This is a genomic window from Salmonella sp. FC25216 (assembly GCF_057751355.1).
Genome location: NZ_JBDGON010000017.1, coordinates 21,401 through 44,819, shown reverse-complemented (window position 1 = coordinate 44,819; position 23,419 = coordinate 21,401). Strand labels below are relative to the sequence as shown.

Below are 23,419 nucleotides of genomic sequence, written 5' to 3'. Positions count from 1 at the left end.
GATATTGTTGATTGTCATAAAACTGTCATATTACGTACATTTAACTGTCACCTGTTTGTCCTATTTTGCTCATCGTAGCAACTCAAACAATGATTTACCGAAACCGTGCAGGAGACATTATGAAAGTTATGCGTACCACTGTCGCAACTGTTGTCGCCGCGACCTTATCGATGAGCGCGTTCTCTGCCTTTGCAGCAGCAAGCCTGACAGGTGCCGGTGCAACGTTTCCTGCGCCGGTATATGCCAAATGGGCGGATACCTACCAGAAAGAAACCGGTAACAAAGTCAATTACCAGGGAATAGGCTCTTCCGGCGGCGTGAAACAAATTACCGCAAATACCGTTGATTTTGGCGCGTCCGATGCGCCGCTGTCTGATGAAAAACTGAATCAGGAAGGCCTGTTCCAGTTTCCGACCGTCATTGGCGGCGTGGTGCTGGCGGTGAATATTCCAGGGCTCAAATCCGGCGAACTGGTGCTGGACGGTAAAACGCTGGGCGACATCTACCTCGGTAAAATCAAAAAGTGGGATGATGAAGCCATCACCAAACTGAACCCGGGCGTGAAGCTGCCCTCACAGAATATCGCCGTGGTGCGTCGCGCTGACGGTTCCGGCACTTCCTTCGTTTTCACCAGTTACCTGGCGAAAGTCAACGACGAGTGGAAATCGAAAGTGGGCGCGGGTTCTACCGTGAACTGGCCAACCGGCCTGGGGGGTAAAGGTAACGACGGCATCGCAGCGTTTGTACAGCGTCTGCCAGGCGCTATCGGCTACGTTGAGTATGCGTATGCCAAGCAGAACAATCTGGCCTACACCAAACTGATTTCTGCTGATGGCAAACCAGTAAGCCCGACGGAAGAGAGCTTCTCTAATGCGGCGAAAGGCGCAGACTGGAGCAAAACCTTCGCACAGGATCTGACCAACCAGAAAGGTGACGATGTGTGGCCAATCACCTCCACCACGTTTATCCTGGTCCACAAAGTGCAGAAGAAACCTGAGCAGGGTTCTGAAGTGTTGAAGTTCTTCGACTGGGCATACAAAAATGGCGCTAAGCAGGCGAATGATCTGGATTACGCCAGCCTGCCGGATAACGTCGTTGAGCAGATTCGTACCGCCTGGAAGACCAGCATAAAAGACAGCAGCGGTAAGGCATTGTATTAATTTAGTATTCTGACGAAAATGGCGGGTGACGCTTACGTTTACCCGTCCTACGGTTCTGACTGTAGGCCGGATAAGCGCAGCGCCATCCGGCAACTTCGTAAACGCGTTTAACTTAAAGAGTGATTTATGGCTGCAACCAAGCCTGCTTTTAACCCGCCGGGTAAAAAAGGCGACATGATTTTCAGCGCGCTGGTAAAACTGGCTGCGCTGATTGTGCTATTGATGTTGGGCGGTATTATCGTCTCATTGATCATCTCCTCCTGGCCAAGTATTCAGAAATTTGGTTTCTCATTCCTTTGGACTAAGGAGTGGGACGCGCCAAACGATATCTACGGCGCGCTGGTGCCCATTTACGGCACGCTGGTGACCTCCTTTATCGCATTGCTGATTGCCGTTCCGGTCAGTTTCGGCATTGCCCTGTTTTTAACCGAGCTGGCGCCAGGCTGGCTGAAGCGTCCGCTGGGCATTGCCATTGAACTGCTGGCGGCTATCCCCAGTATTGTGTACGGCATGTGGGGGCTGTTTATCTTCGCGCCGCTGTTTGCGACGTACTTCCAGGAGCCGGTCGGCAATATTCTTTCCAACATTCCTTTTGTCGGCGCGTTGTTCTCCGGTCCGGCGTTTGGTATCGGCATTCTGGCGGCAGGCGTCATCCTCGCCATCATGATAATCCCCTATATTGCGGCGGTTATGCGCGACGTCTTCGAGCAAACGCCGGTAATGATGAAAGAGTCAGCCTATGGTATCGGCTGTACTACCTGGGAAGTTATCTGGCGCATCGTGCTGCCGTTCACCAAAAATGGCGTCATTGGCGGCATTATGCTGGGACTGGGACGTGCGCTGGGTGAGACGATGGCGGTCACTTTTATCATCGGCAACACTTATCAGCTCGACAGCGCGTCACTGTATATGCCGGGCAACAGCATCACTTCCGCCCTGGCCAACGAATTCGCCGAAGCGGAATCGGGCCTGCACGTGGCAGCGTTGATGGAACTGGGGCTGATCCTGTTTGTGATCACCTTTATCGTTCTGGCGGCGTCTAAGTTCATGATTATGCGTCTTGCGAAGAACGAGGGAGCACGTTAATGGCTACGCTTGATATGCAGAACACCGCGCAGCTCGCGGAATCCCGTCGCAAGATGCAGGCGCGTCGCCGCATGAAGAACCGTATCGCATTAACGCTCTCAATGGCGACGATGGCATTTGGCCTGTTCTGGCTGATCTGGATTTTGATGTCCACCATCACGCGCGGCATTGATGGTATGTCGCTGGCGCTGTTTACCGAAATGACGCCGCCGCCGAACACGGCGGGCGGCGGGCTGGCGAACGCCCTGGCGGGGAGTGGATTGTTGATTCTCTGGGCTACCGTATTGGGTACGCCGCTGGGGATTATGGCCGGGATCTATCTGGCGGAATATGGCCGCAAATCCTGGCTGGCGGAAATCATTCGCTTTATTAACGACATTCTGCTTTCCGCGCCGTCAATTGTTGTGGGGCTGTTTGTTTACACCATCGTGGTGGCGCAGATGCAGCACTTCTCCGGTTGGGCGGGTGTGATTGCGCTGGCGCTGTTGCAGGTGCCGATCGTTATCCGTACTACCGAGAACATGTTGAAGCTGGTACCGGACAGCCTGCGTGAAGCAGCCTATGCGTTGGGAACGCCGAAATGGAAAATGATCTCTGCCATTACGCTGAAAGCGTCCATATCCGGGATTATTACCGGTGTGCTGCTGGCGGTTGCCCGTATTGCCGGGGAAACTGCGCCATTGTTGTTTACCGCGCTCTCCAACCAGTTCTGGAGCACCGACATGATGCAGCCGATCGCCAACCTGCCGGTAACCATCTTTAAATTCGCGATGAGCCCGTTTGCTGAATGGCAACAATTGGCCTGGGCGGGCGTGCTGATTATTACCCTGTGCGTGCTGCTACTAAATATTCTGGCGCGTGTTGTTTTCGCGAAGAAAAAACACGGTTAAAGACATTGCCGGATGGCGGCATAAACGCCTTATCCGGCCTACGGGTTGCATACATTTGTAGGCCTTAAAGCTACGCGCTATCAGGCATGATGAGGAAAAGAGTGAAATGAGTATGGTTGAAACTGCCCCGAGTAAGATTCAGGTTCGTGATTTGAACTTCTACTACGGCAAATTCCATGCCCTGAAGAACATTAATCTGGATATCGCGAAGAATCAGGTAACGGCATTTATCGGGCCATCCGGCTGCGGTAAATCGACGCTGCTGCGCACCTTCAATAAAATGTATTCGCTTTATCCGGAGCAGCGCGCCGAAGGTGAAATTCTGCTGGATGGCGACAATATTCTCACCAACACCCAGGATATCGCGCTGCTTCGCGCGAAAGTGGGGATGGTATTCCAGAAGCCGACGCCGTTCCCGATGTCCATCTATGACAACATCGCCTTTGGCGTGCGTCTATTTGAGAAGCTGTCTCGCGCCGATATGGACGAGCGCGTGCAGTGGGCGTTGACCAAAGCCGCATTATGGAACGAAACCAAAGATAAATTGCACCAGAGCGGGTACTCTCTCTCCGGTGGTCAGCAGCAGCGTCTGTGCATTGCGCGCGGTATCGCCATTCGTCCGGAAGTGTTGCTGCTGGATGAGCCATGTTCAGCTCTGGACCCTATCTCTACCGGGCGTATTGAAGAGCTGATCACCGAGCTGAAACAGGATTACACCGTGGTGATCGTGACCCACAACATGCAGCAAGCGGCACGTTGTTCCGATCATACGGCGTTTATGTACCTGGGCGAGTTGATTGAGTTCAGCAATACGGACGATCTGTTCACCAAGCCCGCGAAGAAACAAACAGAAGATTATATCACCGGTCGTTACGGTTAATTCAGGAGTGCGTAATGGACAGTCTGAACCTTAATAAACATATTTCCGGCCAGTTCAACGCTGAACTGGAAAGCATCCGCACTCAGGTAATGACCATGGGCGGCATGGTGGAACAGCAGCTTTCTGACGCTATCACCGCCATGCACAACCAGGACAGCGAGCTGGCGAAACGCGTGGTAGAAGGCGACCATCAGGTCAATATGATGGAAGTTGCCATCGACGAAGCCTGCGTGCGTATTATCGCCAAGCGCCAGCCGACGGCGAGCGATCTGCGTCTGGTAATGGCGATTATCAAAACTATCGCCGAACTGGAGCGTATTGGCGACGTGGCGGATAAAATCTGCCGTACCGCGCTGGAAAAATTCTCCCAACAGCATCAGCCGCTGTTGGTGAGTCTGGAATCGCTGGGCCGCCATACCGTACAGATGCTACACGACGTACTGGACGCATTCGCGCGGATGGATCTTGACGAAGCGGTGCGCATCTATCGTGAAGATAAGAAGGTTGACCAGGAGTATGAAGGAATCGTGCGTCAGCTCATGACCTACATGATGGAAGATTCGCGCACGATTCCCAGCGTGCTGACCGCGTTGTTCTGCGCCCGTTCTATCGAGCGTATTGGCGACCGCTGCCAGAATATTTGCGAATATATCTTCTACTTCGTGAAGGGACAGGATTTCCGTCACGTCGGCGGCGACGAACTGGATAAGCTGCTGGCGGGTAAAGATCCAAAAGAATAAGGTTTGTGGTGGGGGGGGGGCAACGATCCAAAAGCGCCACAAAACGTAGGCCCGGTAAGCTTGCGCCACCGGGTAATTCGCCGGATGAAGCTAACGCTTATCCGGCCTACGAGCCATCCGGCTTTGTTTTTTCAGCGCGTAATCTCCCACCCGCGCGCTTTCCACAATCCCGGCAACTGCGCCAAATCGGTAAACGTCGTCACGTTAGGGTGATCGATCGGCTTGTTATGCGGATCGGCGCAGAAATAAAACACTTCCATTCCTGCCGCGATTCCTGACTGTGCGCCTGCGCTGGAATCATCCACCAGAATACACTTCTCAACATTGACCTTCATGGCGTTCGCCGCATGGAGCATTAGCGCCGGATCGGGCTTCCAGCGTTGAATATCGTAACCGCTAAACAGCAAATCGGGAAAATGATGCAACATGCCCAGTTTACCCAGCGAATGCTGCATCTTACTGACTGGCCCGTTAGATACCACGCACATGGGCGTCTTAATACTCTCCAGCAGGATATTCGCGCCCGCAATGGCTTCCAGATCTGCATCGAACAGACGAGCAACCTCGGCGCGATACACGGGTTCCAGCTCCGCCTTTGCCAGCGCAACGCCATGCTCTTTACTGATGGTATCGATAATTTCGTAGAGCTTTACGCCTTTAAAGCGTCTGAATACTTCCGCGAGCTCAAGCGTAATGCCGAACTGCCGGAACATAGCGACATAGGCGCGCGAACAAATCACTTCACTGTCGACCAGCGTGCCGTCGCAGTCAAAAAACACCGCTTCGATTTGGGACATGTCATTTCCATTTTAACAAGTTTAACGTTTACGTAATGCTGAATTGAGAGACGCAATCGTTGCCGTACTAACAAATTGAGTGAAAAAAATTACCACACAACTGCGCCAGGTGTCGTATTTTGGTATAGGATAACGGCGAATTTTCCCTCCTTTCTCCGGAAATTGATAATGAGTCAACAACACACCACCCAGGCTTCTGGTCAGGGTATGCTGGAACGCGTGTTTAAACTACGCGAACATGGCACGACGGCACGAACCGAAGTGATCGCCGGTTTTACCACTTTCCTGACGATGGTTTATATCGTTTTTGTTAACCCGCAAATTCTGGGCGTAGCTGGCATGGACACCAGCGCCGTCTTTGTGACCACCTGTCTGATTGCGGCCTTTGGCAGTATTCTGATGGGCCTGTTCGCTAACCTGCCGGTGGCGCTCGCGCCAGCGATGGGGTTGAACGCTTTCTTCGCCTTTGTCGTTGTCCAGGCGATGGGACTGCCGTGGCAAGTTGGGATGGGCGCGATTTTCTGGGGCGCAATCGGACTGCTGCTGCTGACCATTTTCCGCGTGCGTTACTGGATGATCGCCAACATTCCTGTCAGCCTGCGCGTGGGTATCACTAGTGGTATCGGTCTGTTCATCGGTATGATGGGCCTGAAAAACGCCGGCGTGATCGTCGCCAATCCGGAAACTCTGGTCAGCATCGGCAACCTGACTTCCCACAGCGTATTGTTGGGCATTCTGGGCTTCTTTATCATCGCTATTCTGGCGTCCCGCAACATTCATGCGGCAGTGCTGGTCTCTATTATAGTCACCACGCTGCTGGGCTGGATGTTGGGAGATGTGCATTACAACGGCATCGTTTCCGCGCCGCCAAGCGTCTCTACGGTAATTGGTCATGTCGATCTGGCCGGCTCGCTGAATCTGGGGCTGGCAGGCGTCATCTTCTCTTTTATGCTGGTGAACCTGTTTGACTCTTCCGGTACGCTGATTGGCGTGACGGATAAAGCCGGTCTGGCGGATGAGAAAGGTAAATTTCCGCGCATGAAGCAGGCGCTGTTTGTCGATAGCGTCTCTTCTGTCACCGGGGCGTTTATCGGTACTTCCTCTGTTACCGCGTATATTGAATCCTCTTCTGGCGTCTCTGTGGGCGGACGTACCGGCCTCACTGCCGTGGTAGTCGGTTTGCTATTCTTGCTGGTCATTTTCCTGTCGCCGCTGGCGGGGATGGTGCCAGGTTATGCCGCGGCCGGCGCGCTGATTTACGTGGGCGTGTTAATGACATCCAGCCTGGCGCGTGTGAAGTGGCAGGATTTAACGGAGTCCGTTCCGGCCTTTATTACCGCCGTGATGATGCCGTTTAGCTTCTCCATTACCGAAGGTATCGCGCTGGGATTTATCTCGTACTGCGTGATGAAAATTGGTACCGGCCGCCTGCGCGATCTCAGCCCATGCGTGGTGATTGTCGCGCTGTTATTCGTGTTGAAGATTGTCTTTATCGACGCGCATTAATCCATGTATTGCCGGATAGCGGTGTGAATACCTTATCCGGCCTGGCGTAAGCCCGGTAAGCGTCGCTGCCGGGCATTGCGGATTACGCTTTTACGCGCTGGATATAGTCGCCAAACGCGGTCAGTTGGCCCGTTAAATGGTCCAGTGTGCTTTGGTCGATTACTTCTCTGGCTTGCGGGTCGACTTTATTCTGAATCACGCCGCCCATAAATTCCGGTTTATTCATCACCATCGCGTCGAGGAACACCAGAATCTGGCGCAGATGATACTGACAGCGCGCGCCGCCAATCGCCCCCATTGAACTGGTCTGGATAAGGACCGGCTTACCCGCCAGCGGCTGTTCAGGCAGACGGGATAGCCAGTCGATGGCATTCTTCAGGCCGCCTGGAACTGAATAGTTATATTCCGGCGTCACAATGATGACGCCGTCGGCGTTGCGAATCTGCTCTGCCAGTGCCTCTACGCTGGCCGGAAATCCTTCTTCTTGCTGGATATCGGCGTCATACAGCGGAATATCTCCGATCGAAGGCAGCGGCGATACCGTCATTCCTGCCGGCGCGACTTTAGGCAGCGTACGCGCCACCATTCCGTTAAAGGAACCTTTGCGCAAACTTCCCAGCAATGTAACCACATTCAGTGTTTCAGACATACGTGCCCCTTTTTTCATTACGAACGATTAAGCGTATACGATTTGACGGCGGGGAGTTGGGCGAATCGCATCAGGCGACCGGGTGGCTCATTGGCGCGCGTCTGGATATCGGGCAGGCTTTTCCAACCCAGTTTTCCATCGAACTCCCACACCTTCAACTTTTCTATCGCTGGCGTAACGGCCACGGACCACACCAGCACATCTTCCGCATCACACACGGCTTCAAGCTGCGTGACATGCGCGCACTTGAGGCGTCCGGCAACGGGTAAAAGTTGCAGCTCCCGCGGATCGCCATTCATGACATCGCCGGTGAGTTTTAACACGCTCTGACGCAATGTAATGAGTTGCGCTCGTGCTTCGTTGGGATCGTTTTGATTGGCTACCCATAAATTTTCATTACGGGAGAAAGGGTGGCGTTCGAGCGAATGCGGGCTGTGAAAGCCGCGTGAGGTGCGCTGCAACTCCATATCCAGCCCACACTCTCCTTCGGTGGTCAACGCCACGCCAACCATATTTCCGGCATAGGAGATAGAAAAGCCTGGCAGATTTTTATCACGAAACGCAGGTTTACCTTTCGCCTGAATAATGATTTCCGGTAGCTCGCCAATCCCGTACAGCATAAACATCAGTTCGGCGAGAAGGCCTCTGGAGGCGAGAAAACGCGTTCGTCGGTGAGCAGGTAGGTTTCTGGCTTCAATATGACAAGGCGAAGAGAGACGAATTGAAACCAACTGTCCCTCCGTAAGTATCCCTCTGGCAAAGTGAGTCGCCATTTTTCGCTCCGTGATTAATGGGCCGTGATAATGACGAGAGTAACATTAACGTAAATTATGGATAGGTTTTACGCGCTAAAAATTCAATTTCAGAAGGTTCTTTAATCAGACGGTTACATTTCTGATAAGAGGAAGGTTAATTTATCAACATAGGTGGTTAGATAAGGCGACGGCAGAGCGCGTTGATAGCCTGTCGTAGCCAAACAATCTTAGGATTATGACTGTTACGTTTGTGCCATAACAGGGTAAACGGTACCATGAGTTTTTCCCGCCGTTGCGCATCAAAAGGCAGGGGGCGCGCCACTAACGGTAGCTGGTGGAGTTGATTGTAGTGCTGACAATAGCGCGGCGCGGTTGCTATCAGGGTGTGATCCGGCTGGGCGGCCATAAAGAGCGACTGCTCGAACCCCGGCAGGCTCAACGCGATATGGCGTTTACGCCCCATTTCTTGCAGGACATCATCCAGCGCCCAGGTATCGCTTTGCTCCCAGCAAATACTGATATGCGGGTAGCGCAGAAAAGTGTCCAGATCCCACGCTTCGCGCAACGCCGGATGATCCTCCCGCAGCCAGACCCACGGCAAATCGCTAAACAGCACCTCAAAATCGATCGCGAGCGGCAACAGACTGAGCAATTCTCGCGAGCGGGGATGGCTTTCGCGTCCGGTAAATCCGATATCGACTTCCCCACGCGTAATCGCCTCCAGCGAGTCATAATCCCAGTTGCGAACCTTAATAGTAGCCTGTGGATAGCGTTGATAAATCTGCTGCGACAGCGAATTAAACATAATCATCATCAGCGGCGACTCTGCCGCCAACTCAAATTTTAAACCGCGCGGCGTTTGATGATGCGGCTTATCAAGCAGTTGATTACCCATCTGCATCCAGTCCGCCAGACTTTGCTCCATACTGACCATCAGCGGTGTCGGCGTCAGACCCAGCGGCGTATTGACGAACAGCGGATCGTCAAACCATGCCCGGAGTTTCGCCAACGATTTACTGACCGCAGAGGGCGTTACGTTCATCCGTTTTGCGGTTTTAGTGACGCTGCGCTCCTGCATCAGTAACTGTAGACATAACAGCAGATTAAGATCGAGACTGGTAAGGGATTTCTTCATGCTCGGATACGGACCTATTAGGTGCGACGGAGAGTATCAGCAGAATACTCACTATGCTACAGCCAATCAGAATCCCGATCAGCATATTCAGCGCGCTGATACCGACTATTGCCGCCAGCCAAATCCACAGTGATGAACCGCAAACCTGCGCGATACCCAACGTGGAACTGGCCACACCGGCGCGCAGCGAAAACGGCCCCAGCGCCTGGCTCATCGCGACGCCAAAACCGACCGAGAATCCGGCGCAGATAAGCGTCAGGCCAAAGAGCGTGACGGTATTGGTATGAGCAAGGCTTAACGTCACGCCAGCCGTCAAAAACAGCCCCTGTGAGACGAGCATTAAGGTTCGCGGCTTAAATAACCCTAGCGCAAAAGGGGTAGAAAAAGAGACAACCATGCTGACGCCTGCCGTGAGCGCCATTGTAACGGCATAGTCGCCACGGCTAAATCCCATCACATCCATCAGCAGCACCGGAGAGGCATTGACGAAGGTCAGGATCACTGACACGCTAAGGGAAGTGATCGCCAGTCGACTCAGAAAAAAACGGTTAATCAGCGACTCGGCGGCGTGCGACGATCGTGATAAATCGCGTGGAGCCAGCCTTGCCGGGCGCGTCTCGCGTAGGATAAACAGTGATAACAGGCCCACAATAATGCCCATCGCGGACATCGTATAGAACAGACTTTGCCAGGGGAAACGAAGCATAATCAAATGCCCCATCACCGGGGCGAGTACCGGCACAATGCAGGTAATCCCATTCAATAACGACAGCACTTTCGCCCGGCGACGCTCGTCGAGCGTGTCGCGCAGAATGGCGAACGCCACCACGTAGCAGCCGCCTGCTCCCACCCCCTGAAGAAAACGCCCACTCAGAAACAGCGAACCTTCCGACGCCCATGAACAAAGCAGTGAGGCCATCATGAAGACGATCGCGCCGACGATAGCGACCGGCTTGCGACCTGACTGGTCGGCTATCTTCCCGGCAAACAGCATAGCCGTCGCCATTCCGGCCAGGTAAACGGAGAAGGCGATATGCAACTGCGCCTCGCTAGCGTTCAGATCGGCGGCTATACGCGGTAAACCGACCAGATACATATCAATACCGGCAGGATAGAGTAAAACCAGGGCAAAACTACACAGTAGAAAACGTTTCATAGCGGCCTCACGAAAAGTGTGGTGCTAAGGATACGGGGCGGCGTTGCGCGAGACGAGTTGCCATTTGGACAACAGCAATTTCCTGTGAGGCAATGAGATATCACCCCGGCAGTTACGTAGGCCGGATAAGGCGTCAGCCGCCATCCGGCACGATCAATGTTATTTACCAATACAAAAGCTGGAGAAAATTCGTCCCAGCAGATCGTCGGAGGTAAACTCGCCAGTAATCTCGCTTAAGCTTTGCTGCGCCAGGCGTAACTCTTCCGCCAGCAGTTCTCCCGCCCATGCGCCTAATAGCTGCGCTTTGCCCTGTTCAAGATGTTCAGCGGCTTCCGCCAGCGCCTGTAGGTGACGGCGGCGGGCCAGAAAGCCGCCTTCCATATTGGTATCAAACCCCATACTCTGCTTGAGATGATTGCGTAACACGTCGACGCCTTCGCCGGTACGTGCCGAGAGGCGAACAAGTGTGTAAGTATTTACTTCGCTAATACCCAGCGTCTCGCCGGTGATATCCGCCTTGTTACGGACCACGGTAATCGGTAGATTTTTGGGCAGACGGGCGATAAAGTCCGGCCAGATGTCGGCAGGGTCAACGGCGTCCGTCGTGGTGCCATCCACCATAAACAGCACGCGATCGGCCTGTTCAATCTCCTGCCAGGCGCGTTCGATACCGATACGCTCTACTTCGTCGCTGGCATCGCGTAGACCGGCGGTATCGATGATATGCAGTGGCATTCCATCGATATGGATATGCTCGCGCAGCACGTCACGCGTGGTACCTGCGATATCGGTAACAATCGCCGCTTCACGGCCCGCCAGCGCATTTAGCAGGCTTGATTTTCCGGCATTCGGGCGTCCGGCAATCACCACCTTCATCCCTTCGCGCAGCAGGCTGCCCTGGCGCGCTTCGGCGCGCACGGCGTCAAGATCGGCGATGACGCCATTGAGCTGCGTTTCGATTTTGCCGTCAGAAAGAAAGTCGATCTCCTCATCCGGAAAATCGATAGCCGCTTCGACGTAGATTCGCAGGTGAGTAAGTGCTTCCACAAGGTGGTTAACGCGGGCGGAAAATGCTCCCTGTAACGAGTTCAGCGCCGAACGCGCCGCCTGTTCGGAACTGGCATCGATCAGGTCGGCAATGGCTTCCGCCTGGGCTAAATCGAGCTTATCGTTAAGGAACGCTCTCTCTGAGAACTCGCCTGGTCGGGCAATTCGCACGCCTGGAATCGTCAGAATGCGTTTTAACAGCAGATCGAGGATCACCGGACCGCCATGCCCTTGTAGCTCCAGCACATCTTCGCCGGTAAAGGAGTTCGGGCCGGGGAACCACAGCGCGATGCCCTGATCCAGCGTGGCGCCGTCGGCATCTTTGAATGGCAGGTAATCGGCGTAGCGTGGTTTGGGCAGTTTGCCCAGTACCGCCTGAGCGACCTCTTTAGCATTCAAACCGGAAATACGCAGGATACCGACGCCACCGCGTCCCGGTGGGGTAGCCTGGGCGACAATAGTGTCGTTATGGCTCATGATATGTCTCGTAAAATACGAATAAAAAGGCGGTCGTCAGCCGTTCCTTTTTTACCAGACTATGTCTGTTTCCGGGAACCGACAGGCCTACAAATAAGGTAAAAAGCTTATCACCATCAGGCGGAATAGCAAATATAATAATATTTGTTTTTTTATGAACTCACAGGACGGACATATGGGGATTTCTGTTGGTCATTCATATTTTACTGCTACTATCAGCAGCGAAACAATAAATAAAATGCTCTCTTCCGATGAGCTCCCACATATGACTATATGGGAGTGCATAAAAGATTTTTTCTTTGATACAGGGCAAAGAGAAGCTTTAAATTGTTTACATAAATTATGTAACCCCACACCAGATTTAAAGGATACAGACATTACATCTTGTTTCTTTAGGTTAAAAGAGCTAGCTTCACCAGGATATCAGGAAAGATTTATTCATGATTTTGCTGAAGAGTCTTCTACGGGGAGTTTGTATCTTAAAGATAACTATGGGGATGTTTTTCTGTATATAGAAATGAGTGAAGGATTGTGTAATTATACTATACTTGGGAAAACATTTATTTTTAACACCAGCCAAATGCCGCATTCTCAACAGGAATGCGAAACAAGCACACCAGAGTTATCCATAATCTTTCAAGAAAGTGAATCTCAATCAAGCTCTGATAGTATATTGTGGTTAAAAGATGGTTGTTATTTAGCATCGTATGGAATAGGTGAATTTAACTTAGATTTCAATGGTTTTTACCAGAGTGTGTTGAACTTCATTACCTCAGTACAAAAAGGTGATAATTTCAGGTTGTGGCAAAATGAAGAAAAAGAAACCTATATCTCGGCAATGGTTAATAAAGCAATAGATATTCATTCTGGCGAGAAACAGGTGAAATTATCAAAACAAGTAAAAGAGGGGGTTTTTGAACATGTAAAAAATAACTTAGGTGTGTGTGACCTACGGTTAAATAGTTCCTGTGCACAAAGTTCAATAAAGCATTGTGTGTTAACATTGTTAAATAAAGATAAAGACTGGGGCAGTTTTATTAATCAAACCTCTACTGACGGCGAGGTCAAAAAAACAATAACCACCGACATGGTTAGCATCGTTTCGAATCAAATTTTCGTAAAGATGTTTGGGGACGAAATGAAATTGCCTGAGAAATGGAGTAGCATAGTGTGTTCTTTAGTAAGGGATTCAATAAAATTGATGAGCGAGCCATCTGATTTTATCATGCAATAGATGTATGCGGTTTTTAACACCGTGCTCTAACAACAAGGCATTAAGTCTTTTTAATAGCCAGGAATCAACCGAGCAATTAACTATACTTATTTTGGCTCATTTAAATTTCGCGTATGGGTGAAAATATCAGCGCGTCAGAATAATATTTGTTCTGCCAGGCTGAAATGAAGAAGATGGCCATATTACGAGTGGTAAAAAAACCGCAACGCTACGCATTGCGGTTTTTTTCAGGGCTTGACTGACCATCCGTTAGATTAGCCGGACGTCGGCATAAACGCCTTATCCGGCCTTACGGTCAGGAGTTTTTCTTCTCGCGGCTATGCAGGCCACGTTTTTCCAGACCACGGTAAATCAACTGCTGCTGAATGATGGTTACCAGGTTGCTGACGATATAGTAGAGCACCAGACCTGACGGGAACCACAGGAAGAACACCGTAAAGATGACCGGCATAAAGGTCATGATCTTCTGCTGCATCGGGTCGGTCACGGTGGTCGGCGACATCTTCTGAATGAAGAACATCGTTACGCCCATCAGGATCGGCAGAATGTAGTACGGGTCCTGTGCAGACAGGTCATGAATCCACAGTGCGAACGGCGCATGACGCAATTCAATGGAACCCATCAGCATGTAGTACAACGCCAGGAAGATAGGCATCTGGATGATCAGCGGGAAGCAGCCGCCCAGCGGGTTAACCTTCTCCGCTTTGTACAGGGCCATCATCTCCTGGCTTTGGCGCTGTTTATCATCGCCAAGACGTTCGCGCATCGCCTGAATTTTTGGCTGCAGCATACGCATCTTCGCCATTGACGTGTACTGCGCTTTGGTTAGCGGGTACATGATACCGCGAACGATAAAGGTAATGATGATAATGGAGAAGCCCCAGTTGCCCACGAAGCTGTGGATCCACTTCAGCAACTTGAACAGTGGCTGAGAGATGAACCACAACCAGCCGTAGTCCACGGTCAAATCCAGGTGCGGTGCAACAGCCGCCATTTTATCCTGAATTTCCGGGCCGACCCACAGGGTGCTGGTCATCGCGCCAGTCTGACCTGGCTGTACCAGTACCGGCTGCGCTTTATAGCCGATAGCGACAATACCGTTGCCCAGATTGGCGGTGTAGAAATTGTTGGTGCCGTCGTTACGCGGAATCCATGCGGTAGCGAAATACTGCTGCAACATTGCCACCCAACCGCCTTTGGAGCTGACGTTGAGGTTTTCGTTATCGGCAATGGTGTCGAATTTGTATTTCTCATACTTCTCATCTGGCGTGGAGTACGCTGCGCCGCGGAAGGTATGCAGCGCAAAGTTGCTGCTGCCGGTGTCGCGATGAGGCGGTAGGTTGACGGATTGTTTTAACTGACCAAAGGTGGAGACTTCCAGCGGTTTTTCGCCGGTGTTCTGCACGCTATAGTTCACATTAACCGCATAATCGCCACGCTTAAAGACAAACGTTTTGGTAAACGTGTTGCCTGCGGCGTCAGTATAAGTCATCGGAACCTGCAGTTCGTTCTGACCGTCGGCCAGTACAAACGCATCTTTCTCGACGTTATACAGCGGACGCGGGCCGTTAGCCGGGTTATCCGGGCCGTCGCGCCCTGTCAGGCCGCTTTGCGCCTGATAGATAAACTGCGGGGTGGTTTCCAGCAGTTGGAACGGTTCGCTGGAACCCAGTTCTTTCGGGTAAGCCGGGAGCAAGGCCTGCTCGACATCACCACCACGGGTGTTGATAGTCAAATCAAGCACATCGGTTTTCACCGTAATCAGTTTCCCCTGGCCACTGGCTGGTACGCCCTGGTCGGCGGCGCTACCCGCTGCGGTGGTCGTTGTCTGCGTGGTCTGTTGAGTCTGAGGTTGCGGATTTTTATCCTGCTCCCAGGCTTGCCAGATCATGAAAGACACGAACAGCAAAGCGATGACTAAAAGATTGCGTTGCGAATCCATCGTTAGTGTTCTCTGGTATCAAATGGTCCGGGCGGGACGGGATCGTCACCACCAGGGTGTAAAGGGTGGCATTTTAATACGCGTTTCACCGTCAACCAACTGCCTTTTATCACTCCAAACCTGCGCAATGCCTCAATTCCGTAGCTTGAGCACGTTGGCGTGAAACGACAATGCGGCCCAAGCAGCGGACTGATCAGGCGTTGATAGACCCGAATAAGGGCTATCAGGACCCGCGAGCCAGGCGACAGTGGCGGCGCCATAATTTTTCCAACGCTTCCGAGAGAGCACGGTTATCGAGGTCGGCAACCCCTTTTTTCGCCACCACCACGAAATCCATTGCAGGAAGTTCATGCTGGCGCAGACGGAAGCTTTCACGCGTCAGACGTTTAATCCGGTTGCGTTCATGCGCGCGTCGAACGTTTTTCTTGGCGACGGTAAGACCGATGCGGGGATGCCCCAGCGAATTCAGGCGGCCGAGGATGGTGATTTGCGGCGTGCCAGCCCGTTGAGGTTGCTGGAAGACGAATGTGAAATGAGCGGGAGTTAACAAACGTAACTCCCTGGGAAATGCGAGCTTAACCACTCAGGGGTTAGCTTTATTACTTGGAAACGGTCAGACGAGCGCGGCCTTTAGCACGACGACGTGCCAGAACCTGACGACCATTTTTAGTAGCCATACGAGCACGGAAGCCGTGAGAACGGTTGCGCTTCAGTACAGACGGTTGAAAAGTGCGTTTCATGGCGATTTCTACCTAAACTTGAATAAATTCACTGACTTTTGCGTATGCCCGAACAAACTTTGAACGACTTACGCCACAGTGTGGGTGATTAAAGAGGCCGGATTGTAATAATTGTACACTCCGGAGTCAATTCTCTTTCCTTATTTTCCCGCGATTTTCCACGCCTTTTTGTGCGGAAAATAAGCAACGTTGACGCCAGATGACGGGCATTACGCGACGGAGGGAGAATTATACGGGCTGCCAGGTAAAGCGCAAGGATCGCCCTGGATCTTTATGCGATCTTTTAGGTGTTTGGTCACTTTTACATATTAATTTTTTCAATATGCGCGCGAAAGCGTACAGGAGTTCCCCAGGATCGATTACACTTATCCATTCCTGGAAAGTCCTGTGGATAAATCGGGAAGAATCTGTGAGAAACAGAAGATCTCTTGCTCAGTTTAGGCTATGATCCGCGGTCCTGATCGTTTCAAACGATCCTGGTCAGGCATGAACACGAAATCTTTCAGGGCGCGTGAAGTCGCGATCGTTTGAAAGATCCCGTGAAAACCGCAGACAGCGGTTCGTGCGTCACCCTTCATGCAGGGTCTTATCGACGTGCGCCAACAATCATTAATGTATCAGCCTTTGTCATTTATCGACTTTTGTTCGAGTGGAGTCCGCCGTGTCACTTTCGCTTTGGCAGCAGTGTCTTGCCCGATTGCAGGATGAGTTACCAGCCACAGAATTCAGCATGTGGATACGCCCGTTGCAGGCGGAACTGAGCGATAACACGCTGGCTTTGTATGCGCCAAACCGTTTTGTGCTCGATTGGGTAAGAGATAAGTATCTCAACAATATCAATGGATTACTCAACACATTCTGCGGCGCGGATGCCCCACAACTGCGTTTTGAGGTGGGAACAAAGCCCGTTACGCAAACGCTAAAAACGCCTGTGCATAACGTTGTCGCGCCTGCGCAGACAACAATGGCGCAGCCGCAGCGCATAGCGCCTGCGGCCCGTTCGGGCTGGGATAACGTGCCAGCGCCCGCGGAGCCGACCTACCGATCCAACGTTAACGTTAAACATACGTTTGATAACTTCGTCGAAGGTAAATCCAACCAACTGGCGCGCGCGGCGGCACGTCAGGTGGCGGATAATCCTGGCGGCGCTTATAACCCGTTATTCCTCTATGGCGGCACCGGTCTGGGTAAAACTCACCTGCTGCACGCGGTGGGTAACGGCATTATGGCGCGCAAACCCAACGCGAAAGTCGTGTATATGCACTCCGAGCGCTTTGTGCAGGACATGGTAAAAGCCCTGCAAAACAACGCCATCGAAGAGTTTAAACGCTATTACCGCTCCGTTGACGCATTGCTGATCGACGATATTCAATTCTTCGCCAATAAAGAACGATCGCAGGAAGAGTTTTTCCACACGTTTAACGCTCTGCTGGAAGGCAATCAGCAGATCATTTTGACGTCGGATCGCTATCCGAAGGAGATCAACGGCGTCGAGGATCGTCTCAAGTCCCGCTTTGGTTGGGGGCTGACAGTGGCGATCGAACCGCCAGAACTGGAAACCCGCGTGGCGATCCTGATGAAAAAAGCGGACGAAAATGATATTCGTCTGCCGGGCGAGGTGGCGTTCTTTATCGCCAAACGTCTACGCTCTAACGTGCGTGAACTGGAAGGGGCGCTGAACCGGGTGATCGCCAATGCCAACTTTACCGGCCGGGCGATTACCATCGACTTTGTGCGCGAAGCGTTGCGCGATTTGCTGGCGTTACAGGAAAAACTGGTCACCATCGACAATATTCAGAAGACGGTGGCGGAGTATTACAAAATCAAAATTGCAGATCTGCTTTCTAAGCGCCGATCTCGCTCGGTAGCACGTCCGCGCCAGATGGCTATGGCGCTGGCAAAAGAGCTCACCAACCACAGTCTGCCGGAAATCGGCGATGCGTTTGGCGGGCGCGACCACACTACCGTACTTCATGCCTGTCGCAAAATTGAGCAACTGCGTGAAGAAAGCCACGATATCAAAGAAGATTTTTCGAATTTAATCAGAACATTGTCGTCGTGATCCTATGAAATTTACCGTTGAACGTGAACATTTATTAAAACCGCTTCAGCAGGTCAGCGGCCCGCTGGGCGGTCGTCCTACACTGCCGATTCTCGGTAACCTGCTCCTCCAGGTAGCGGACGGTACGCTTTCTCTGACCGGCACCGATCTTGAAATGGAGATGGTCGCGCGCGTTACGCTTTCTCAGTCGCATGAGCCAGGCGCCACTACCGTGCCGGCGCGGAAATTCTTTGATATCTGCCGTGGCCTGCCGGAGGGCGCGGAGATTGCCGTTCAGTTGGAAGGCGATCGGATGCTGGTGCGTTCTGGCCGTAGCCGCTTCTCGCTATCTACACTGCCTGCCGCCGACTTCCCGAATCTTGACGACTGGCAAAGCGAAGTTGAATTTACGCTGCCGCAGGCCACGATGAAGCGCCTGATTGAAGCGACCCAGTTTTCCATGGCCCATCAGGATGTGCGCTACTATTTAAACGGTATGCTGTTTGAAACGGAAGGTAGCGAATTGCGCACTGTCGCGACTGACGGCCACCGTCTGGCGGTGTGCTCAATGCCGCTGGAAGCGTCTTTACCCAGCCACTCGGTGATTGTGCCGCGTAAAGGCGTGATTGAACTGATGCGTATGCTCGACGGCGGCGAAAACCCGCTGCGCGTGCAGATCGGCAGTAATAATATCCGCGCGCACGTTGGTGATTTTATCTTTACCTCGAAGCTGGTAGATGGTCGCTTCCCGGATTACCGTCGCGTTCTGCCGAAGAATCCGGATAAACATCTGGAAGCGGGCTGCGATATTCTCAAGCAGGCGTTTGCCCGCGCGGCGATCCTCTCTAACGAGAAATTCCGCGGCGTGCGTCTGTATGTCAGTGAGAATCAGCTCAAAATCACCGCCAATAACCCGGAACAGGAAGAGGCAGAAGAGATTCTGGATGTGAGCTACGGCGGGACGGAGATGGAAATCGGTTTTAACGTCAGTTACGTGCTGGACGTGCTCAATGCGCTGAAGTGCGAAACCGTGCGCATTATGCTGACGGATTCCGTATCCAGCGTACAGATTGAAGATGCGGCGTCACAGTCGGCTGCCTATGTTGTTATGCCAATGCGCTTGTAAAGAATATCGGGCTATCTTACTTGTTATTCTGGCTCCGGGCAGTGCTCGCAATCCTCACGTACTCCAGTACGCTCCGGTTGCTGTGCGCTGGCCGTAACCAGACTAACTGCGCCGATAACGCCCTGGTTATGAGTTGATATGTCGCTATCCAGACTGCTAATCAAAGATTTCCGCAACATAGAAAATGCGGATCTCGCTTTATCCCCCGGCTTTAACTTCCTGGTTGGCGCGAACGGCAGCGGCAAAACCAGCGTGCTGGAAGCGATTTATACGCTTGGCCACGGTCGGGCGTTTCGCAGTTTGCAGCCTGGCCGCGTGATTCGTCATGAGCAGGAAGCGTTTGTTCTTCACGGGCGCTTGCAGGGCGAGGAGCGTGAGACATCGATTGGGTTAACCAAAGATAAGCAGGGCGACAGCAAAGTCCGTATTGACGGTACTGACGGTCACAAGGTCGCTGAGCTGGCGCATTTAATGCCGATGCAGTTGATTACGCCGGAGGGGTTTACTTTACTCAATGGCGGCCCCAAATACAGAAGAGCGTTCCTTGACTGGGGATGCTTTCACAACGAAGCCGGATTCTTCACCGCCTGGAGCAACCTGAAACGATTGCTGAAGCAGCGTAATGCCGCACTGCGCCAGGTAAGTCGTTATGAGCAACTACGCCCGTGGGATAAAGAGTTGATCCCGCTGGCGGAACAAATTAGCTCCTGGCGGGCGGAGTACAGTAGCGCTATCGCACAGGACATGGCGGATACCTGTCAGCAGTTTTTACCTGAATTTTCCTTGACGTTCTCTTTCCAGCGCGGCTGGGAGAAAGAGACAGACTATGCGGACGTGCTGGAGCGAAGCTTTGAACGCGACCGTATGTTGACCTACACCGCGCACGGGCCGCATAAAGCGGACTTTCGCATTCGCGCTGACGGCGCGCCGGTGGAAGATACCCTGTCGCGCGGGCAGCTAAAGTTGTTGATGTGCGCCTTACGTTTGGCGCAGGGCGAGTTCCTTACCCGCGAAAGCGGACGGCGCTGCCTGTACCTGATAGATGATTTTGCCTCTGAACTTGACGATGCGCGTCGCGGGCTGCTGGCCAGCCGCTTAAAAGCGACGCAATCGCAAGTCTTTGTCAGCGCAATCAGCGCTGAACACGTTCTGGACATGTCGGACAAAAATTCGAAGATGTTCAGCGTAGAAAAAGGTAAAATAACGGATTAACCCAAGATTAAATGAGCGAGAAACGTTGATGTCGAATTCTTATGACTCCTCCAGTATCAAAGTCCTGAAAGGGCTGGATGCGGTGCGTAAGCGCCCGGGTATGTATATCGGCGACACGGATGACGGCACCGGTCTGCACCACATGGTATTCGAGGTGGTAGATAACGCTATCGACGAAGCGCTCGCAGGTCACTGTAAAGATATCGTCGTGACTATTCACGCCGATAACTCCGTATCTGTAACGGATGATGGCCGTGGCATTCCGACCGGGATTCACCCGGAAGAAGGTGTCTCAGCGGCGGAAGTGATCATGACCGTTCTGCACGCGGGCGGTAAATTTGACGATAACTCCTATAAAGTCTCCGGCGGTCTGCACGGCGTGGGCGTCTCGGTAGTCAACGCCCTGTCGCAAAAACTGGAACTGGTTATCCAGCGAGATGGCAAAACTCACCGTCAGATCTACGAGCACGGCGTGCCGCAGGCACCGCTGGCCGTCACTGGCGATACCGATAAAACCGGTACGATGGTCCGTTTCTGGCCGAGCCACGAAACGTTCACCAATGTCACTGAGTTTGAATATGAGATTCTGGCGAAACGCCTGCGTGAACTGTCATTCCTGAACTCTGGCGTCTCCATCCGCCTGCGCGACAAGCGCGACGGCAAAGAAGATCATTTCCACTACGAAGGCGGCATCAAGGCGTTTGTTGAATATCTGAACAAGAATAAAACACCGATCCACCCGAATATCTTCTACTTCTCCACCGAAAAAGACGGTATCGGCGTTGAAGTGGCGCTACAGTGGAACGACGGTTTTCAGGAAAACATCTACTGCTTTACCAACAACATTCCGCAGCGCGATGGCGGTACCCACCTGGCAGGCTTCCGTGCGGCGATGACCCGTACCCTGAACGCCTACATGGACAAAGAAGGCTACAGCAAAAAAGCCAAAGTTAGCGCCACCGGCGACGATGCTCGTGAAGGCCTGATTGCGGTCGTTTCCGTGAAGGTGCCGGACCCGAAATTCTCCTCGCAGACCAAAGACAAGCTGGTCTCTTCCGAGGTGAAATCGGCAGTGGAACAGCAGATGAACGAACTGCTGAGTGAATACCTGCTGGAAAACCCGTCCGACGCCAAAATCGTGGTTGGCAAAATTATCGACGCCGCCCGTGCGCGTGAAGCGGCGCGTCGCGCCCGTGAAATGACCCGTCGTAAAGGCGCGCTGGACTTAGCCGGTCTGCCGGGCAAGCTGGCGGATTGTCAGGAACGCGATCCGGCGCTGTCTGAACTGTACCTGGTGGAAGGGGACTCCGCGGGCGGCTCTGCGAAGCAGGGGCGTAACCGCAAGAACCAGGCGATTCTGCCGCTGAAAGGTAAAATCCTCAACGTCGAGAAAGCGCGCTTCGACAAGATGCTCTCTTCCCAGGAAGTGGCGACGCTGATTACCGCGTTGGGTTGCGGTATCGGTCGCGACGAGTACAACCCGGACAAGTTGCGTTATCACAGCATCATCATCATGACCGATGCGGACGTCGACGGCTCGCACATCCGTACGCTGCTGTTGACCTTCTTCTATCGTCAGATGCCGGAAATCGTCGAGCGCGGCCATGTCTACATTGCCCAGCCGCCGCTGTACAAAGTGAAGAAAGGCAAGCAGGAACAGTACATTAAAGACGATGAAGCGATGGATCAGTATCAGATTTCCATCGCGCTTGACGGTGCGACTCTGCACGCGAACGCCAGCGCGCCGGCGCTGTCCGGCGAAGCGTTAGAAAAACTGGTGTCTGAATATAACGCCACGCAGAAAATGATTGGGCGTATGGAGCGCCGCTTCCCGAAAGCACTGCTCAAAGAGCTGGTGTATCAGCCAACTCTGACCGAAGCCGATCTTTCTGATGAGCAGACCGTAACGCGTTGGGTGAATGCGCTGATTACCGAGCTGAATGAGAAAGAGCAGCACGGCAGCCAGTGGAAGTTCGATGTTCATACTAATACGGAACAGAATCTGTTCGAGCCGATCGTTCGCGTGCGTACGCACGGCGTGGATACCGATTATCCGTTGGATCACGAGTTTGTGACTGGCGCGGAGTATCGTCGTATCTGCACGCTGGGCGAGAAGTTGCGCGGTCTGATTGAAGAGGACGCGTTTATCGAACGCGGCGAGCGTCGTCAGCCGGTAACCAGCTTCGAGCAGGCGCTGGAGTGGCTGGTGAAAGAATCACGTCGCGGTCTGGCTATCCAGCGTTATAAAGGTCTGGGTGAAATGAACCCGGATCAGTTGTGGGAAACCACAATGGACCCGGAAAGCCGCCGTATGCTGCGCGTGACCGTCAAAGATGCGATTGCTGCCGACCAGTTGTTCACCACGCTGATGGGCGACGCCGTTGAACCGCGTCGTGCCTTTATCGAAGAGAACGCCCTGAAAGCGGCGAATATCGATATCTGATGGTTCTTTTGCCTCAGTGAAAAACGCCTGAATATTTCAGGCGTTTTTTCAGTAAGTTTTTAGATCATTTGCTGGCCAATAAAAAATCGTCCCGAATCGGTGTAAAAATATCCAACAGCTTTCCTGCTTTCAGACAGACGCAGCCATGCATAATATTGGGTCGCTTGTACAACGTATCACCCTGTTTTACCACCTGCGACTCATTGCCGATAGTAAATTTGAACTCGCCCGCAAGCACATAAGTAAGCTGTTCATGGGGATGGCTATGTAATGGCCCGATAGCGCCTTCAGTAAACTCCACTTCTACTGCCATCAGGGAACCACTGTGGGCGAGAATCTGTCTGGAAACCCCATTCCCCACGCTATTCTTCACGGTATCATTGTGTAATACGAACATTGATTT

Annotated in this window: 23 protein-coding genes; 11 read left to right on the top strand and 12 right to left on the bottom strand. The window is 52.6% G+C overall.

Annotated elements, in window-relative coordinates; genetic code table 11:
- Positions 1–119: 119 nt before the first annotated feature.
- The 5 genes from pstS to phoU all read left to right on the top strand — a co-directional run bounded on the left by pstS (position 120) and on the right by phoU (position 4,756).
- Positions 120–1,160, top strand: coding sequence for a phosphate ABC transporter substrate-binding protein PstS (gene pstS, locus AC3G3F_RS22710; RefSeq protein WP_023247190.1), 1,041 nt, complete (start codon positions 120–122; stop codon positions 1,158–1,160).
- 126 nt (positions 1,161–1,286) lie between these two features.
- Positions 1,287–2,246 (top strand): phosphate ABC transporter permease PstC, encoded by a 960-nt coding sequence (gene pstC / locus AC3G3F_RS22705; protein WP_000741630.1) that lies wholly within the window; start codon positions 1,287–1,289, stop codon positions 2,244–2,246.
- A complete protein-coding gene (pstA, locus tag AC3G3F_RS22700; protein WP_023247191.1) occupies positions 2,246–3,136 on the top strand; it encodes a phosphate ABC transporter permease PstA in 891 nt (296 codons plus the stop codon). The genes pstC and pstA overlap by 1 nt, the downstream gene beginning before the upstream one ends.
- A gap of 106 nt (positions 3,137–3,242) precedes the next feature.
- Positions 3,243–4,016, top strand: coding sequence for a phosphate ABC transporter ATP-binding protein PstB (gene pstB, locus AC3G3F_RS22695; RefSeq protein ID WP_000063118.1), 774 nt, complete (start codon positions 3,243–3,245; stop codon positions 4,014–4,016).
- A 14-nt stretch (positions 4,017–4,030) separates the two neighbouring features.
- The gene (phoU, locus tag AC3G3F_RS22690) at positions 4,031–4,756 is read left to right on the top strand and encodes a phosphate signaling complex protein PhoU (RefSeq protein WP_000377800.1); all 726 of its coding nucleotides are present in this window, start codon (positions 4,031–4,033) and stop codon (positions 4,754–4,756) included.
- Between the two features lie 131 nt (positions 4,757–4,887).
- Here phoU and yieH read toward each other — a convergent pair whose 3' ends face one another.
- On the bottom strand, positions 4,888–5,553 hold the full coding sequence (gene yieH, locus AC3G3F_RS22685) for a 6-phosphogluconate phosphatase (protein WP_023247192.1): 666 nt from the start codon (positions 5,551–5,553) through the stop codon (positions 4,888–4,890).
- Positions 5,554–5,721: 168 nt separating this feature from the next.
- On the opposite strand from yieH, the gene adeP reads away from it, so the two are divergent.
- Positions 5,722–7,059, top strand: a complete 1,338-nt coding sequence (gene adeP / locus AC3G3F_RS22680) for an adenine permease AdeP (RefSeq protein ID WP_053511052.1) — start codon at positions 5,722–5,724, stop codon at positions 7,057–7,059.
- Between the two features lie 82 nt (positions 7,060–7,141).
- On the opposite strand, the gene AC3G3F_RS22675 is transcribed toward adeP, so the two are convergent.
- The 5 genes from AC3G3F_RS22675 to mnmE all read right to left on the bottom strand — a co-directional run bounded on the left by AC3G3F_RS22675 (position 7,142) and on the right by mnmE (position 12,278).
- On the bottom strand, positions 7,142–7,726 hold the full coding sequence (locus tag AC3G3F_RS22675; protein WP_077918443.1) for an NADPH-dependent FMN reductase: 585 nt from the start codon (positions 7,724–7,726) through the stop codon (positions 7,142–7,144).
- The gene (locus AC3G3F_RS22670; protein WP_023247195.1) at positions 7,726–8,481 is read right to left on the bottom strand and encodes a 4'-phosphopantetheinyl transferase family protein; all 756 of its coding nucleotides are present in this window, start codon (positions 8,479–8,481) and stop codon (positions 7,726–7,728) included. The genes AC3G3F_RS22675 and AC3G3F_RS22670 overlap by 1 nt, the downstream gene beginning before the upstream one ends.
- 157 nt (positions 8,482–8,638) lie before the next feature.
- Complete coding sequence (gene yidZ, locus AC3G3F_RS22665; RefSeq protein WP_023247196.1) at positions 8,639–9,598, bottom strand: HTH-type transcriptional regulator YidZ; 960 nt, start codon at positions 9,596–9,598, stop codon at positions 8,639–8,641.
- Positions 9,567–10,754 (bottom strand): MFS transporter, encoded by a 1,188-nt coding sequence (locus AC3G3F_RS22660; RefSeq protein ID WP_079813759.1) that lies wholly within the window; start codon positions 10,752–10,754, stop codon positions 9,567–9,569. The genes yidZ and AC3G3F_RS22660 overlap by 32 nt, the downstream gene beginning before the upstream one ends.
- 159 nt (positions 10,755–10,913) lie before the next feature.
- Positions 10,914–12,278 (bottom strand): tRNA uridine-5-carboxymethylaminomethyl(34) synthesis GTPase MnmE, encoded by a 1,365-nt coding sequence (gene mnmE, locus AC3G3F_RS22655; RefSeq protein ID WP_053511050.1) that lies wholly within the window; start codon positions 12,276–12,278, stop codon positions 10,914–10,916.
- Positions 12,279–12,453: 175 nt separating this feature from the next.
- Here mnmE and AC3G3F_RS22650 point away from each other — a divergent pair, with 175 nt between their 5' ends.
- On the top strand, positions 12,454–13,512 hold the full coding sequence (locus AC3G3F_RS22650) for a type III secrection system effector, WxxxE family (RefSeq protein WP_023247199.1): 1,059 nt from the start codon (positions 12,454–12,456) through the stop codon (positions 13,510–13,512).
- A gap of 295 nt (positions 13,513–13,807) precedes the next feature.
- On the opposite strand, the gene yidC is transcribed toward AC3G3F_RS22650, so the two are convergent.
- From yidC to AC3G3F_RS22625, 5 genes are all read right to left on the bottom strand, one after another.
- A complete protein-coding gene (gene yidC / locus AC3G3F_RS22645) occupies positions 13,808–15,454 on the bottom strand; it encodes a membrane protein insertase YidC (protein ID WP_023247200.1) in 1,647 nt (548 codons plus the stop codon).
- A 2-nt stretch (positions 15,455–15,456) separates the two neighbouring features.
- Positions 15,457–15,714: a membrane protein insertion efficiency factor YidD gene (gene yidD, locus AC3G3F_RS22640; protein ID WP_001307474.1), complete on the bottom strand. Its 258-nt coding sequence runs from the start codon at positions 15,712–15,714 to the stop codon at positions 15,457–15,459.
- Entirely contained in the window at positions 15,678–16,037 is a 360-nt protein-coding gene (gene rnpA, locus AC3G3F_RS22635) for a ribonuclease P protein component (RefSeq protein ID WP_000239725.1), read from the bottom strand. Before rnpA ends, yidD begins: the two co-directional genes overlap by 37 nt.
- 16 nt (positions 16,038–16,053) lie before the next feature.
- On the bottom strand, positions 16,054–16,194 hold the full coding sequence (gene rpmH, locus AC3G3F_RS22630) for a 50S ribosomal protein L34 (RefSeq protein WP_000831330.1): 141 nt from the start codon (positions 16,192–16,194) through the stop codon (positions 16,054–16,056).
- A gap of 228 nt (positions 16,195–16,422) precedes the next feature.
- A complete protein-coding gene (locus AC3G3F_RS22625) occupies positions 16,423–16,515 on the bottom strand; it encodes a hypothetical protein (RefSeq protein ID WP_418895921.1) in 93 nt (30 codons plus the stop codon).
- A gap of 340 nt (positions 16,516–16,855) precedes the next feature.
- Between AC3G3F_RS22625 and dnaA the strand changes: the two genes are divergently transcribed.
- The 4 genes from dnaA to gyrB all read left to right on the top strand — a co-directional run bounded on the left by dnaA (position 16,856) and on the right by gyrB (position 23,016).
- A complete protein-coding gene (gene dnaA, locus AC3G3F_RS22620) occupies positions 16,856–18,256 on the top strand; it encodes a chromosomal replication initiator protein DnaA (RefSeq protein WP_023247201.1) in 1,401 nt (466 codons plus the stop codon).
- A 4-nt stretch (positions 18,257–18,260) separates the two neighbouring features.
- Positions 18,261–19,361 (top strand): DNA polymerase III subunit beta, encoded by a 1,101-nt coding sequence (dnaN, locus tag AC3G3F_RS22615; RefSeq protein WP_053511042.1) that lies wholly within the window; start codon positions 18,261–18,263, stop codon positions 19,359–19,361.
- 138 nt (positions 19,362–19,499) lie between these two features.
- Positions 19,500–20,573, top strand: a complete 1,074-nt coding sequence (recF, locus tag AC3G3F_RS22610) for a DNA replication/repair protein RecF (protein ID WP_023247203.1) — start codon at positions 19,500–19,502, stop codon at positions 20,571–20,573.
- Between the two features lie 28 nt (positions 20,574–20,601).
- Positions 20,602–23,016: a DNA topoisomerase (ATP-hydrolyzing) subunit B gene (gene gyrB, locus AC3G3F_RS22605; RefSeq protein WP_023247204.1), complete on the top strand. Its 2,415-nt coding sequence runs from the start codon at positions 20,602–20,604 to the stop codon at positions 23,014–23,016.
- A gap of 64 nt (positions 23,017–23,080) precedes the next feature.
- Here the strand turns inward: gyrB and AC3G3F_RS22600 are convergent, their stop codons facing one another.
- The gene (locus AC3G3F_RS22600; protein ID WP_023247205.1) at positions 23,081–23,413 is read right to left on the bottom strand and encodes a cupin domain-containing protein; all 333 of its coding nucleotides are present in this window, start codon (positions 23,411–23,413) and stop codon (positions 23,081–23,083) included.
- Positions 23,414–23,419 lie beyond the last annotated feature (6 nt).

Bases quoted from the DNA above. Each gene is read 5' to 3' on its own strand.
- pstB (WP_000063118.1), top strand. From the start codon at position 3,243: ATGAGTATGGTTGAAACTGCCCCGAGTAAGATTCAGGTTCGTGATTTG.
- rpmH (WP_000831330.1), bottom strand. From the start codon at position 16,194: ATGAAACGCACTTTTCAACCGTCTGTACTGAAGCGCAACCGTTCTCAC.
- AC3G3F_RS22650 (WP_023247199.1), top strand. From the start codon at position 12,454: ATGGGGATTTCTGTTGGTCATTCATATTTTACTGCTACTATCAGCAGC.
- phoU (WP_000377800.1), top strand. From the start codon at position 4,031: ATGGACAGTCTGAACCTTAATAAACATATTTCCGGCCAGTTCAACGCT.
- yidC (WP_023247200.1), bottom strand. From the start codon at position 15,454: ATGGATTCGCAACGCAATCTTTTAGTCATCGCTTTGCTGTTCGTGTCT.
- AC3G3F_RS22600 (WP_023247205.1), bottom strand. From the start codon at position 23,413: ATGTTCGTATTACACAATGATACCGTGAAGAATAGCGTGGGGAATGGG.
- yidD (WP_001307474.1), bottom strand. From the start codon at position 15,714: ATGGCGCCGCCACTGTCGCCTGGCTCGCGGGTCCTGATAGCCCTTATT.
- recF (WP_023247203.1), top strand. From the start codon at position 19,500: ATGTCGCTATCCAGACTGCTAATCAAAGATTTCCGCAACATAGAAAAT.
- pstA (WP_023247191.1), top strand. From the start codon at position 2,246: ATGGCTACGCTTGATATGCAGAACACCGCGCAGCTCGCGGAATCCCGT.
- pstC (WP_000741630.1), top strand. From the start codon at position 1,287: ATGGCTGCAACCAAGCCTGCTTTTAACCCGCCGGGTAAAAAAGGCGAC.
- yidZ (WP_023247196.1), bottom strand. From the start codon at position 9,598: ATGAAGAAATCCCTTACCAGTCTCGATCTTAATCTGCTGTTATGTCTA.
- pstS (WP_023247190.1), top strand. From the start codon at position 120: ATGAAAGTTATGCGTACCACTGTCGCAACTGTTGTCGCCGCGACCTTA.
- dnaN (WP_053511042.1), top strand. From the start codon at position 18,261: ATGAAATTTACCGTTGAACGTGAACATTTATTAAAACCGCTTCAGCAG.
- gyrB (WP_023247204.1), top strand. From the start codon at position 20,602: ATGTCGAATTCTTATGACTCCTCCAGTATCAAAGTCCTGAAAGGGCTG.
- AC3G3F_RS22660 (WP_079813759.1), bottom strand. From the start codon at position 10,754: ATGAAACGTTTTCTACTGTGTAGTTTTGCCCTGGTTTTACTCTATCCT.
- mnmE (WP_053511050.1), bottom strand. From the start codon at position 12,278: ATGAGCCATAACGACACTATTGTCGCCCAGGCTACCCCACCGGGACGC.
- AC3G3F_RS22670 (WP_023247195.1), bottom strand. From the start codon at position 8,481: ATGGCGACTCACTTTGCCAGAGGGATACTTACGGAGGGACAGTTGGTT.
- yieH (WP_023247192.1), bottom strand. From the start codon at position 5,553: ATGTCCCAAATCGAAGCGGTGTTTTTTGACTGCGACGGCACGCTGGTC.
- AC3G3F_RS22675 (WP_077918443.1), bottom strand. From the start codon at position 7,726: ATGAAAAAAGGGGCACGTATGTCTGAAACACTGAATGTGGTTACATTG.
- adeP (WP_053511052.1), top strand. From the start codon at position 5,722: ATGAGTCAACAACACACCACCCAGGCTTCTGGTCAGGGTATGCTGGAA.